This is a genomic window from Psychromonas sp. Urea-02u-13 (genome assembly GCF_002835995.1).
Lineage (GTDB): Bacteria > Pseudomonadota > Gammaproteobacteria > Enterobacterales > Psychromonadaceae > Psychromonas.
Genome location: NZ_PJBZ01000091.1, coordinates 14172 through 27992, shown reverse-complemented (window position 1 = coordinate 27992; position 13821 = coordinate 14172). Strand labels below are relative to the sequence as shown.

Below are 13821 nucleotides of genomic sequence, written 5' to 3'. Positions count from 1 at the left end.
CTTTGTATGATTTTCCCTTGGAGGTAACGCACTGTTTATCGCCCTCTCTCCATTCTATGAATGTACGTCCAAAGTTCTCAGCAGGTACAACATGTTCCCACTCAACGCGCTTAGAACGCTTTACGTGTTTAACACTGGTAAAGCCATTGGGAGGTGTAATATTCTTCTTAGAATCGAATATAGCACCGCAATATAATGTTTCTCTATGGTTTTGATACACCTTGGTTTCAAGGTTTTTCTTCGCTTTGCTGAACGATGTGATCGTGGTGTTTTCAGCTAGTACTGAAGTCGTAAGCAAGAGTGCAACGGTAGTAATAAAAGGTAGGTTCATTCTATATGTCTCAATTGATATGATGAACGAAATAAAAAAAACTATTTTTGTTCCGTTAAAAGTCACTTGTTATACGGTTTCTTCAACAGGTCATTTCTTCGAGATACTTAAAGCAAATATAACACTGTTTCAAATCATCATAAATATTGCCTTTTCCAACTTCAACACCAGTTAGGTTTTTATATAACTCTTGGAGGTGCGGGTATTTTTTAACTTTCTTTCCACCTCTATACACATGCGTTTTGGAGTAAGGAGTACCATTTTTCATAGTACAATATGCTTTAATATCTGAGCTTATATTAACTCCTAATAACTTAGCCATACCCAAAATCAGTTTAATATCAGTTTCAGCGTTATGTGCAACAATGATACATGACTTAAAATATTCACTAATAGTTATTACGAAATCTCTCATTCTTTCAGGAGAGTTTTGAATGCCAAAGTAACTTATATTTGACTCGCAAGGCTCGCTATCGTTACTTTCAATGTAACTAATTACGCACTCCAAAATTTCAATGCCATCTATGCATCCATCTTTATCAAAAGATTTCGGTATACGGCTAGTACCCACATCAATCACAAGACAGGGATAAGATATTGCACTTACTTGAATAAGCATTATTTTCTCCTATATGACGCCCACTTAAGAGGCCAAAAATGGTTTAATTTACAGCAAAAACAAACATAACCCACTGTTTTAGTTAAGTTAAAGCCCATTGACATAATAAAAATAAATTAACTAGTTTCTATAAGTTTCGCTAATATCCCCATACGCGACTCGTTCCCAAAAATTGCATCTTTTGCGTTGTTTAAATCACTTTTCGTTAAAATAGACTTATGTGCAGCTGGATTTCTGAATGAACGACTAATATGAAAGATTTCGGTTACAAGCTGCTGAGCATCAATTGTTAGTGGAAGTGCATTAATAGAGCTCAATAAACTTTGTGCAACGAGATCGGTGGTACAAGTCAAGGCGTTTTTTAACTGATCTGCAAATGTCCCCAATTCAAGCTTATTGTCTGTCGACGAAAATATATATGCGTTCAATCTTTTGACTTTAGCCTCAGCCGAAACTGAAACTGAAGGTGCATCTACTGACTGCCAGTGAGATTTTAACGGTGCCAATAATTTTTCTTCAAGTTCGATTTCAACAGCCTTACAGTACTCTATAATTACGCCCGAATAATCTGGGAGATCTGGAATAAACGACTCGATCATCTCACCGGTTTTAATAGTGATAATAGAGTTCTTAGACAACTTACTCATAATATGGACAAAGTCTTTCGGATATAAATCAATATCAAGGGCAGGCATATCATTAGTATGGCTGTATGCTTCTACTAACTTTTTAAGCTCTAAGACTACTTTATCCGGCTCTTGGTAATAAGAGTTTAGTACATCTAGGTACTCACCTTCAAAAGAGGAAACATAACTATTAATTTTTTTTGCTTTAAGCCAACCCCTCAGTTGTTCACTCAAAAGCTTCTGCGCTCGATTGTACCCTCTGTGGTAGAACAAAATTTCTATGTAATTTGGTACTGCTTCAAATCGTTGTCTAACGCCTAAAGGCAGATGACAAAATGAGGTGTTTTTTTGAACACAGTCGTGTCTTAAATGCCCGACTCGAAATGAGAATTCGCCAAAGCTAGCGCTAACGCTCCTAGACATACTCACCATAACTCTAGCATAATGTGATGGCACTTTATTTTTATTAGAACGAAACTCAAAGTGTTTGAATTTCACAAGTTCATAGTCACCTAAATCTGAAGATTTATAACCGTGAGCCGAAAGAAATCCAGCTAATAAATCAACCAATCTTTTATAACTTACATCGCAATAAATTTTATGTGCTAAAACAGTTGACTTCATCTGTTACATCCTTTTTTTATAACAGCCTAATTAAGCTCAATAACTCTGTACTTCTAATGGAATTACAGAGATTGTCTGTATAATTCTTTAACTAAATACTATCAAAAACTATTGATAAATCAAAAAGTAACATTCAAAACTAGGCTTTGAGTATCAATATTAATAAATAGATGCGATAGCCTCAAAACAGCACAGACCGAGCCATTCAGTATATTAAGTAGCATTTACCCGAATACCACCCCACTCCCCTTGAATACCCCTCTATGGATCAGTATCAGCATGATCGATAATCCCGATCAATAACCTATTCTTGATCGAGACAAACACCGATGAATATCAAGTTAACAATAGTTAAAAGCTATCTAAAATATTACACTGTACTCATATTATATAATTCTCAATAAGGTACATATTATGGCTATCCCAACATCAGCATTTGACTTACAAGGCTCAGCCCCTAGCAGTGCCTCTGCAATAACAGCGCAGAACATTGCAAAGCTGAAAGGTGAACAACAAGCACTACAAACGAATAACAATTCAGCTCGATTCAATACCCCAGCTAACACTAAGCAACCACTAGCATCTAACCCATTCGGATTAATATCAGGTGGCTTGCAGGGTATTAAGCAAGGTATTAATGCACCGAACCAACGTGAAGCAGATAAGCTAAAAGCAGATGCAGCAGCTAACTATCAAGCGAGTCGAGATACAGTCGGTGATCAACTTAATACAGCTAAATTAGATCAAGCACTACAAATTGCTAACGATCAGAATGCGAATGCAACTGAGCGTAATACCGCTAACAACTTAGCTGACCAGCTCTTACAACAGCAACGAGATGCAAGTGCATTAGAACGCAAGCAGTTAGAGATTAATAACAAACCACGTTCAACAACTACTCACACAGACCGTTCGGGTAAGACTGAACTTATCGATTCTAAGACAGGCGAACCAATCAAAACTATTGAACCTGCAATTGATATCCCAACTGAGATACGTGCCAATGAAGATGGTACTTCTACAGTCATCAATACTGACACTGGTTATGATGTTAACTGGAAGAAAGGACAAGTGGAATTAGCTACTTCTGCGAACAAGATTTATAACGTAGCTGATTCAAGTATCAAAGCAGTTGATCTTATCACCGATGAAGATGTAGTTAATGCAGGTGGTGCAACTTCTTTAGGTGGAGCGATTACACCATCTAGTCGTGCATCAGTAGCAAAGGTAAACCAACTATTAAGTAAAGAATTTACAGCTAATGTTGCAGACCTTAAAGGTCTTGGCTCACTCTCTAATGCAGAGGGTTCAAAGATTACGAGCGCACAAACTGCCTTAGTTGATCCAGAAACAGGTGAGTTAAAAACAGGATTAGATGAAGCATTCATTAAAGATCAATTATCAATTCTTAAAGTTGGTGCTGAGAACTCACAACTAATCGCACAGTACATTCAGAAAGAAGGTCGTGAGCCAACGATCAAAGAGTACGAAGAATTCAAGATTGCAGATCCTACACCAACTACAAATCGTAGTATTTCGGGTTCTTCACGATCAGCTACAGAATCAGAAGCCTCTACTGCTACGCCAAGTACGGGAACGTCTGCTAATTTCACAGATGTTGAGTATCAAACCACACCGAGTGGTGTGCGTTACAGAGTAGGAGGTTAATATTATGATTGTAGAAATTAATGATCAACAAGTGGAAATACCAGATGGTTTATCTGGTGCAGAACTCGAAAGTGTTATCGATGAAATTGCAGGCGAGATTACACCACAAAACCAAGTACCCGCTGAAGATGTAACAGGTCAAACAGTTGCAACAGCATCAGGCCCACAAGAAACAGTTATTGAGCAAGGTGCTCAACGTACAGTTGCACCATCCGAAGACACAGTAGGTTACCAAACATTACCTAGTGAAAGTATGTTTGGTGGTGGCGGTTCTGAGCGTGTTGTTTTAGATCGTACTGCGAGTGAAGAAGTAGAAGATGCTCGTACCGCAGAGGGTCGTAGTACTTCATTACAACAAGGTCTATCACTTGGTTTTCAAGATGAAATACAAGGCGCTGTAGCATCAACTTTCGGTGATGGTACTTACGAAGAAGTACGCGATAGAGAACGTGATGCTAATGCAGAGTTTAAAAGAACAAACCCAGGGGAAGCACTAACAGGTGAATTAGCAGGTAGTTTAATTAATCCATTAGGCAGAGCTAAGGTATTGCCTACTGGTTCTACACGTTTAGAACGTGTACTTAATAGTGCTAAAGCTGGTGCTGTGGAGGGTACAGTTGCGGGCGCAGGTTATAGTGATGCTGATAATATCTCAGAACTAGCAACTGATACTGCAATAGGTACTGCTATCGGTGGAGTTATCGCCCCTACTGCTGACCAGATACTTGAAGCAGGTAATAATCTGATTAGTCGTGCATTCATTAAAGATTTAAAAGCAACTGAATCTACAAGCCAAACGCTACAACGTCAAAATGCACAAGAACTTGAAGACTCATTAAGACGCGCAAACATTGCAACGGATGGACAAGCTACTTATGCAGACTTAGGTATATTCGATGAACGTCTACAACGTGCTGTACGTGAATCACCAGTGCAATCAGATAAACAACGATCTCTCAATGAACGCACTAAGGTAGCACAAGCAAATGTATTAGATGCTACGACTCCTAAAGCAAGAGCGGGTGATACTTTAGGTGGTAGACAGGTAGTAGCTGAAGATCTTAATGCTGATAGCAGTATTAACGCAGGTCGTTTTGCTAATAACTCTCGTCAAATAGCCAATGACCAAGCTACACCGTTTTATAATCGTTCGGCAGGTGCTAACTTCACGAACCAAGATAGAGCAGATTTAACTACTTTGTATCAACGTTCGCCTGACTTCCAAAGTGCGTACCGAGCAGGTTTAGATAATGCTCGTTCATTCCAAGCAAGCCAAGGTAATCGCAGACTACCAACGGAATCACAAATCTTACAAGAGACAGTGAAAGTATTGGGTAATCGAGTTACAGGATTGAAGAAAGGTAACACAGCAGGCTCTGATCAATCAGTCGCTGCACTTACTGGTTTGAGAACGCAGTTAAGTGACTTGCTTAAGAATAGATCCCCTGCTTATGCAGATGCACAGGCAATAACTGCAACAGGGCAACAAGCAAGAGGGAATATTGAAGCAGGTCAACAAGGTTTAACAGGCAATGTAGATCAAGTTGATGATGCACTACGTGGTATTGATATTGGTTCAGCACAAGCAGAACAAGTTGAGTTGGGCGCACGTTCAAGAGCAAGAGAATTACAGCAAGGTCGTTTTGATTCTGAATCATTTGATACAAGTACTGGTAAAGCACTTAAACCAAATGAGATTAAGAATTTAAACAAGTTAACGAATGATTCAAGTGATGTTGCAGGTCTTATTGATAGTGAAGCACAAGTACGTAGAACTGCTAATCTAGCTCGTCAAACTGGTGAGGGTACGCCAGTACAACTACGTGAGATACTAAAAGATTTAGCTGTTACAACTTCGGCAGGACTTGGTTTGTTAGCTGTATTTGATAACCCTACTTTAGTAGGTGCAAGTATTGTTGCTGGCCGTTTGGGTTACTCACGTGTATCTAAAATGTCTAAGAGAAAGTTAGCAGAAGAAACTAAAAGTGTATTGCTTAAAGAGGGAGTAACACAAGACGATTTAACCAAACTTTTATCTGGTGACTTCTATTCAATCGATCCACAAAGATTATCCGAGATTGGCAATACTGTTAGTCGATTACTAATACCTCAAGCAACAGAAGAGGCTGTGACAGACAATCAATAATCACTGGTTTATTGGGGAGTGCAAACTCCCCTTACCTCAGAAATAAATTAATAATTTCGTACCCCTCCCCATTCAAAGCGAGCATAAAAATGAGTTTGTCAGCAGATATAAGAGAAGTATTAACACACAACCCAGATCTATCTAAACATGATGTAGCAGAGATCTTGGGCTGTGCTCCTGCCACCGTAGCCAACTACATGACTAAGGTTAAAGCTAACGTAGAAATGCAAATACCAAAGGGAGTTATCAACCCACTTAAAATGAGCTTTACGCCACTAACTGACGTTGAACCAGTACACCTTACTAATGATGTACCTAAGACTATTACTCTCTCTGCACCTACCGCTATGAAACAGACAACCGTATCAATACTGGATCAAGCATCAGCAATGGTAACTAAACTATCAGGTCACGTGAAAGTATTGGAAGCAGAAGTAGAAGATCTCAAGATAGTAGTTAATGATATGACTGTTAACAGTGGCCCTCTAACAATGTTTGTGCCTAAAGGTGGTACTGCTACAAGAGCAAGAGCTAAACTAGAACAAGATGGTTTAATCGTTAGAGTAGATGCTGACAACTACCGCTACGGCTTCCAGTTAAGTAAGAAAGGGGTAGATTTGATGATTGGAACCACACGCAATTCACCTACAAGTAAAGTTAAAGGTATTCGTTATAACAGCAGGGTTTTGAAGTATGTTTAAAACAATGGGGCTAACTGCCCCACTACGTAGTTAACTTATGATTGAGGGATGAATAGAAGATACAAACATGAGTGACAAGATCAAGGCACTTACTAATGTTTTCATGACTCACCACCTTGCAACATTTCACGATACTTAGTACCAATCTTTCCAACTGGCTCACCTTTACTGTGTGCCTCTACAATCTCAGTAACACACTTATCTTTTAAGCTATCACTTAGCGTGGGTAGCATCTTACTTATCATGCCTAACCAGTGACAATAATCATCATCTTTACCATCGCCTAACACTTCTCTTTTGAGTCGGTACTTACTGCGTACTTGTGAGATAGATGGGATTGATACACCTAATTGCTGTGCTATGGTTTGATTGGTTTCAAACTTGTTATTAAGTAAATGATTGAGTGTAAGCATTGTCTTACAAACCTGTGTACTGCCTGACTCTAACAGAGATAAGATCTCTAATTTACGTGCGTCTTCCATCGGTTGAACTCCTACTGGTTTATGTTTTAATATTTGCAGCATAAGCATCGCCCTATTAATAGTCAAGGACACAATAAGCCAACCACCAAACAGGATCAAAATGGAACGTAGAGAGGCGTTATAGTGAAAGTAATACAATGGCGAGAGATTGCTTTAGTAATTGCTTAGGTGATCATTACAGGCACAAAAAAGGTCACTAATAAGTGACCTTGGAACCATAGATATTTTATCTAAATAGTTATTAAAACTTCGTTATCCATCCGAGAGGACAACCGTATGCAAATGTTTGAAGTTACCGCTGAAGTCACCTAATTTTGTACTTTGCACTGAACTACTTCTCTTTGAAGATGTACCTGTAGATTTTATTACAGTTGTATTGACTACCTTAGGTTGAGCCATAGCCTTTGTACGGTATCGATGACCATGTATTTTTTGAGTAAGCTAATACCCAACTCATATCATTAAACTGCTCGTAGGTATAAGTCATACCATCGATACCCCTGAACCAAGGGCATCTAGTTATTACTTATATATTACGCTATGTAATCATAGTAATTCTATCCCGCACACTTGATAAGCGTTCATAGGTCGGTTGGTTCGGAAGCCGTGAACTGTAAGTAGTTCATCTTCTTCCTTAATAAGCCAAGCCGTAGTAGCAAGATCCATAATGTCACCCACGGACTCCTCCGTTACGTCTTCTAACTCTTCAAGCATCCTACTTATCTGTGATACTGGCAGGTTGTGTTCTAAGTGTAATATCTTACGGTTAGGGCCTTTGATTTGTTCCCACTTGTAATCGTGTAGACTACCCTTTATACCCAGCTCTACGGCCTTAGCTGCGGCCTTAACTGAGACTCCGGGAGTCTTAAGCAGGTGAGTGTTATTCACTAAGCATTTTATTTGCCCGTGCCATAGCTTTTTCTGATCTTTTCCTACTGCTACTTTGTGATGGCTGATGAACATGATAAGTGCTGATATAATGTTGTTCATAATATTATTCTCATTTAATTAGGTATAAGTCATGCCGTCGATACCAATCATTGAATGGGATCTATTCATGGTTCTATCCTGCGTCTGCTAAATGAGAGAAGTATGCGGTTCTAGCAATACGTTTTGCTGGTACATAACCAAGCTTCTGATCTCTACCCATTAGTTTATGCCCAGCATTGATTGCACATCGAGCGACATAGTTATTTAACTCGTAACGATCATCATTTGTAGCTTTAGCATTGTCAGCAATTACAGGGTTATCTACAGTGAGCCTTAACTTTTATTATTAGACCATTTAGGATCTGTGTAGGAGCCACCAATTAACGGTAGGTCGCCTGTATTTTCCCATGCAGTTACACGTTCAGACCAAGTGTCACACTCACCTTTAGATACCCATTTAGTTCTTATTGATTCTGACCACAATTTAAACTCTTCTTCGCTTGTATACGCTAGTCGTACACGTTCTTTTAAAGGAGTTAGATCATAGTTGTAATCAAACTTTGTGTTGCATGATTCAATCACATCTCGCGCATGTAAAAGGTTCTGGATCAATGACCATTCTTCATGGCCCATATCACTAGTTGCAAACTCAGCCATTCTCATTACTGAACAACCAGTAGTACTGAAAGCAACTGCAATTGAGCATGTAATTGGGATTAGTTTCTTCATTTCGTTTATGCCTAAAGTTAAATAAACCATCCTTGGTTAATAAAAGCAGTTCGTTTGCGGATCAGTACAACTGATTAGATACACATTCGATTAATTATTTATCTATGGGCAAGTTACTACGCCACCGGCTTCAATACATGCTAATGGGCCATTATCAGTTTTGATAATAATTACTTTAGACATTACTACTGATGAAGTGAATGTTAGTGCTACTACTAATAATAATTTTTTCATTTGGTTTATCTCTAAGTAAATACGTAAGTAAGCAAACCATGGTTAAGAGACATAAATTAATAATGTCCTTTCAATTGGCTTTATTACTTAACGCCCTGCATTAAAATTAATGCTAGTGAGTTTTAGTTGGTATGCTTAACGCCCACGAAAGATACAGTGTACTTTTATAAATGTAAAGATCATTCAAAGTTAAATTATACTGGAATTATGTAGTGGCTATTATTGGTAGGTAGTGCGTTTAGAAGTTGTAACCATCCGTGGTTAAATGACTTATTTAGATTATTTCGCCTTGTTAGCTTTTTTTTCTTTAGTTAAATCGCGTCCTACTGTCTTAGTCGATACATTCAATAGCTCAGATATTTCTTTGTTAGTCATACCCTGTTCATGCAGTTCTAAAATCTTAGCTGGACGCTCAACTTTTGTTAGCGGTATTAACTTATGAAGTAGTGGTAATGCTTGCTCTATCAACGCATTCTGCATTTTAAGGTTTTCCTCAACTACTATTAATCTTTCACGTATTTCTGCGTTTTCTGCTTGTTGATTAAACATGTTTATCATCTCCGAATATGAATCTGTTTTTACTAAACACTTCGTGCTAAATGTGCCGAACTTGTTAGCTTTTAGAAGTGGTGCATAACCTCTATCTTTTAATATTTCGATAACAGCATCAACTATATATTTACTTGGTTTCTTCTTAATAACGGCTTTAGCCCATCCCGCAGGATCATCGCTTTTTAATTCAGTCTGTCTAAAGGCTTCGATGATACTTACCTCATAATCACGCGAGTAAACCAAGGTGTCAGCTATCTGCATTGGTGATACTACATAGATCGGTTTACCTTGTGCTTCACGTTGCGACCTAGCCAATGCGTAGGCATCACGTTTAACTTTCTCGGCAAACTGCAATAGTGCTTGTGGGTTAGTGTGCATGGCATTTCTATCATTGATGCTTTCGAGTGCTGTATTTAGATCATCGAGAGGCAAAAAATCGTTTTCTTCCTGTATTTTTAGGGAAGTTAATTTACTGAATGCGGTCATTATGGGGAGCCTTGTATTAAGAATGGTCTAACGTCTGTTTCCCCCTATCTGAAAGAAAACAGAGCCAGAAAATCAATACAAGGGGTGATCTTCTCGGCAATCCCTCAAGGGTAATTAATCCTATTGGTTTATGATTACCTATCTGGCGTGAAAGATATTACCAATGAGAGGGGACACAAACAAGACATTTACGAGACATTTGTCCACGAGACATTTCAATGCTTTTTGTCCCCTACCTAGAATCAACCACAAAACCAGTGGTAGCAAGGGGTACAGGGTAGTTTTACTTGTTAATCGCTGAAAATGGCACTTCATTTAGCATTTAAGTGTCCTGTATTAAATACATATATACCGACTGCCTCACCCCTCACACCCTGTTAATGGAATGCGAGCAGGATTACCACAATTGAGGGAGTGCAACGACCGATTGCCGTGGTGATACCTGTAGTCATTCCATCGGTAACGGCCAATGCAATGAAAAATCAAATCCCTTTAATCTTCCGATCAAAACAGCGCACACAGCGACTTTCTAGCAAACAATAGTAAATGATAAGCAACCGAACCATAGACCTCTAAGCATCGCGTTATCGATCATTTACGCTTCACACAAAACACCTTCACCCCTCTTAAGAGTCTTTAAGGCCAGTGATGGTCTTTTTATTAAAAGCGGAAACCATATAGCCCTAATTCACTGTGGTTCCAGTATTCACAGCGTGATCATTACTGCTCTAAAACCGCCTGTATTAGATCGATAAAAGGAATGGATGGTAAATGATGAGGCATTAACAATAGCGTTGCTTACGTTGTGATTATGGATGATGGGATAAAAGGGTTTGGTTTATAATCAGCATTGTTCTGCACGTGGCATTACCTCGCTTACCTGCGCCACTACGTGACGCAAGCGAGATGCCACTAATACCAAAGTATGGGGAGTGGGAGAAGAAAGTTTATAAGATTGTATTGACCATCAATAACATTAAGAATAACCTACTACTTATTCCAATATTCCAAATATAAGCAAGGTAATTACATGAACTCATATCAACAAGTGCAAGCCGTTTTAGACGCTCCAACTGAGTTTGGTCATTACTGGCACAACCAGTTTTCACTATCTCAAGCTACTGGCCTAACTCAATCGGTGATCAGTAAACAATTAGCTAAGTTATTAAAAGCAGAGATAGTACAAGTTGAGTTACGAGAATATGCGGTGGGAAAAACTGGCAAACATTACTGCTTAACGGCCAAACTCGATGCAAAAGAAACTGCGCAGCAGACAGCACATGCACAACTTACCAATGCAATTGAAGTATTAGCCAATGATCTAAAAAGTAATAACAAGCTTGAAGCTGACCTCTATAAATCTTTACTGGCTCAAATCAAAGATGTTTCTGCCATTGTGCGCGGTGAATCCGTACTTAAATCAGATGCTATTAAGTTAAGCGTATTTGAACAGCAAGTACAAAGAGCAGGTATCAAGTACAAAAATCTTAACGATAGCCAATTGCGTGAGTATGTAACGGCTAAAAATGCCGATGATGTGAAAGTGGGTAACCTAATTAGTAAGTATGACAATCTCAATAAACAGCAGGCTTAACATTTAATAAGTATCTCAGTTGGCTACTATCATCATTTTGTTGCAGTTCTTACTGGTTCTGCCAACAAACAACTAAGCTCACTTCGGTGAGTTTTTTTATACACCAAGGTAAAGAAAACTCCCGTACTGCTTGCTCGTCACCACCTCAGCTTTTACTGGCTAAAAACACAGTGTTCACGGTGAGTACAGAGCAGTTTCACACTCTGAGCCATCTGCTTTTAAACTCCTCTTATTCTGCGTCTATGGCTCAAGCGACATCTAATAGTAATACCGATTGGTTTAGGTCATTACAGATAAACGATCTAGCACAACAATTCAGTCAACTCATTGGATCTAACAGGGTAATTTAGCTATTCTAAGCCTCTTTATATTGAATTAAGGTCATTACATGGGAATCTATCATTATACCTCTGCACAGGGTGTTTTAGGCTTGCTACAGCATGGTGAGTTCTGGGCTACAGAGATCAATTTCATGAATGACTATCGTGAATTACATGAAGGTATAGCAGTCTTAAACCTGTTAAAAGATAGGTTTAAGACTGCGTTAAATAAAATTGAAATTAGTTCTCACAACGAACAAGAATTTAACGAAACATTTGAAATTATTATTGAAATGACTGTTGATATGGTAAAAGCTTCAACCACCAATATTGTTTCTTTCTCGACAGATGAAGATTATTTAAGACAGTGGATGTCATATTGCCCAAGTAACAATGGCTACTGTATCGAGTTTGATAAAGAAAAATTGGCTAATTATTGTTCATCGAAAAATCTACAATTATCGAAGGTTGAATATAATATCGGCACAGTACTTTCTGGTAAAGAGTACTTAGACCTAAATAACATTATTCTGGAGGTTGTAGCTGAAGTATATCGGTGGCAATTTCCTGATAAAGAAATTAAAAGTGAAAGTGTAAAACTGCGTTTCAATAAAGCAGAAAATCTAACAAGTCTTATCAAACGTTTACAATTCATTGTTGCAAGAATAAAGCCATCAAAGTTCGTTGATGAAAATGAGTACCGTATTATTGATTTTTCTCCCAATGTACCGCAACAATATAGAGAGCGTAACGGTGTAATCATTCCCTATAAGGAAATACCCTTCCCTATTGAAGCTATCACTAAGATCACCATTGGACCATCTAGCAACCAAGAACTAGCAAAGAAAGGTTTAGAAATCCTTAGGGGTACACTCAAGGAAAAGTATCTCAAAAAAGATGAATTACTAGATTTTAAAATAGTACTATCAGAGTGTTCATTGAGACAATTCTAGCTAAGAACATCGCTCTAATCTTCCATGGATTAGAGCTTCTACACTATGCATTAACAGGCCTTTATCCCATCCGAGTAATCATCTTATAACCGTTATAGCTACACAAGCTAATAATGTACGTATCTACGGCACTACGTAATATTAAAGCCTACCAATAGGAGTTAACAAACTCCTCTGCAGTAGCATCCCTACTAGGTTTCCATGGTTCGTACTCTGTGTATCTGAAACAATCACACACCGATGCTTAAAAGTCTTTCTGCCTTAGACTCACGCATACCAACTAACATCATTTGGTCTTTATCAAGTGTGAAGTAATTCTGTTTTATTCCCCCACCTGACGGGGCAATTTTTCCTGCCTCCGTTATATCTAATTCAAGTTCATCACACACCTTAATTAGAAATGCGGAATTTTTATGTACACTTTTCCCTGCTGATACACGAGCAGGATTGATGAAGTCATTAAGGAAATCTAATGACGACATTCTTAGTCCTTACCCAGTCTTGAAATGCTTCAGCAGAAGGTAATTTAGATCTAAAAACTAATCGATATAGGTCAGCTTCTGGGATGATATTTGTTGCTCTAACCTGACCAGACGTTTTGTCCGCCCAGCTAATATGCTTTTTACAATGCATACGTATTGCTTTTGAGGTATCAGAATACCCAAGCTTCTCAGCAATTTCTTTACCGATGAAATCCTCACCCGCATCTTTGCGGGTCTATTCACTGGTCGAGTAATTCGACTAGCGATCATGGTGAATTGGTAGATAGTTGCACGCGCTTCGGTGCGCGTTTGTTATGCGTCGGGTCTTCCTTACGAATGAAATC

At 38.6% G+C, this 13821-nt stretch carries 14 protein-coding genes and 1 pseudogene; 5 read left to right on the top strand and 10 right to left on the bottom strand.

The features are described 5' to 3' along the window. The 3 genes and pseudogenes from CXF74_RS22685 to CXF74_RS17470 all read right to left on the bottom strand — a co-directional run. Positions 1-331: pseudogene (locus CXF74_RS22685) on the bottom strand (endonuclease I); the annotation flags it as partial. An 82-nt stretch (positions 332-413) separates the two neighbouring features. After that, positions 414-950: a hypothetical protein gene (locus tag CXF74_RS17475; RefSeq protein ID WP_101083814.1), complete on the bottom strand. Its 537-nt coding sequence runs from the start codon at positions 948-950 to the stop codon at positions 414-416. A gap of 116 nt (positions 951-1066) precedes the next feature. After that, positions 1067-2200, bottom strand: a complete 1134-nt coding sequence (locus CXF74_RS17470; RefSeq protein WP_101083813.1) for a hypothetical protein — start codon at positions 2198-2200, stop codon at positions 1067-1069. A 414-nt stretch (positions 2201-2614) separates the two neighbouring features. On the opposite strand from CXF74_RS17470, the gene CXF74_RS17465 reads away from it, so the two are divergent. The 3 genes from CXF74_RS17465 to CXF74_RS17455 all read left to right on the top strand — a co-directional run bounded on the left by CXF74_RS17465 (position 2615) and on the right by CXF74_RS17455 (position 6715). Continuing rightward, positions 2615-3868: a hypothetical protein gene (locus tag CXF74_RS17465; RefSeq protein WP_101083812.1), complete on the top strand. Its 1254-nt coding sequence runs from the start codon at positions 2615-2617 to the stop codon at positions 3866-3868. Positions 3869-3872: 4 nt separating this feature from the next. Beyond that, positions 3873-6014 (top strand): hypothetical protein, encoded by a 2142-nt coding sequence (locus CXF74_RS17460; protein WP_101083811.1) that lies wholly within the window; start codon positions 3873-3875, stop codon positions 6012-6014. A gap of 89 nt (positions 6015-6103) precedes the next feature. Then, positions 6104-6715, top strand: coding sequence for a hypothetical protein (locus CXF74_RS17455; RefSeq protein WP_101083810.1), 612 nt, complete (start codon positions 6104-6106; stop codon positions 6713-6715). Positions 6716-6816: 101 nt separating this feature from the next. Here CXF74_RS17455 and CXF74_RS17450 read toward each other — a convergent pair whose 3' ends face one another. The 5 genes from CXF74_RS17450 to CXF74_RS17435 form a co-directional block, all read right to left on the bottom strand. Continuing rightward, entirely contained in the window at positions 6817-7239 is a 423-nt protein-coding gene (locus CXF74_RS17450) for a hypothetical protein (protein ID WP_157822443.1), read from the bottom strand. Between the two features lie 504 nt (positions 7240-7743). Further along, positions 7744-8187 carry a hypothetical protein gene (locus tag CXF74_RS17445; protein WP_101083808.1) on the bottom strand — a complete coding sequence of 148 codons (444 nt, stop codon included), beginning with the start codon at positions 8185-8187 and terminating at the stop codon, positions 7744-7746. Positions 8188-8460: 273 nt separating this feature from the next. Beyond that, positions 8461-8856 (bottom strand): hypothetical protein, encoded by a 396-nt coding sequence (locus CXF74_RS17440; RefSeq protein ID WP_101083807.1) that lies wholly within the window; start codon positions 8854-8856, stop codon positions 8461-8463. 102 nt (positions 8857-8958) lie between these two features. After that, the gene (locus tag CXF74_RS22930; RefSeq protein WP_269800778.1) at positions 8959-9090 is read right to left on the bottom strand and encodes a hypothetical protein; all 132 of its coding nucleotides are present in this window, start codon (positions 9088-9090) and stop codon (positions 8959-8961) included. Between the two features lie 279 nt (positions 9091-9369). Continuing rightward, complete coding sequence (locus CXF74_RS17435) at positions 9370-10128, bottom strand: helix-turn-helix transcriptional regulator (protein ID WP_101083806.1); 759 nt, start codon at positions 10126-10128, stop codon at positions 9370-9372. Positions 10129-11158: 1030 nt separating this feature from the next. On the opposite strand from CXF74_RS17435, the gene CXF74_RS17430 reads away from it, so the two are divergent. Then, on the top strand, positions 11159-11722 hold the full coding sequence (locus CXF74_RS17430) for a hypothetical protein (protein WP_101083805.1): 564 nt from the start codon (positions 11159-11161) through the stop codon (positions 11720-11722). Between the two features lie 388 nt (positions 11723-12110). Then, positions 12111-12995, top strand: coding sequence for a DUF2971 domain-containing protein (locus CXF74_RS17425; protein WP_101083804.1), 885 nt, complete (start codon positions 12111-12113; stop codon positions 12993-12995). 230 nt (positions 12996-13225) lie between these two features. On the opposite strand, the gene CXF74_RS17420 is transcribed toward CXF74_RS17425, so the two are convergent. Then, complete coding sequence (locus tag CXF74_RS17420) at positions 13226-13477, bottom strand: hypothetical protein (protein WP_101083803.1); 252 nt, start codon at positions 13475-13477, stop codon at positions 13226-13228. After that, entirely contained in the window at positions 13455-13685 is a 231-nt protein-coding gene (locus tag CXF74_RS23155; RefSeq protein WP_101083802.1) for a BRO-N domain-containing protein, read from the bottom strand. Before CXF74_RS23155 ends, CXF74_RS17420 begins: the two co-directional genes overlap by 23 nt. Positions 13686-13821 lie beyond the last annotated feature (136 nt).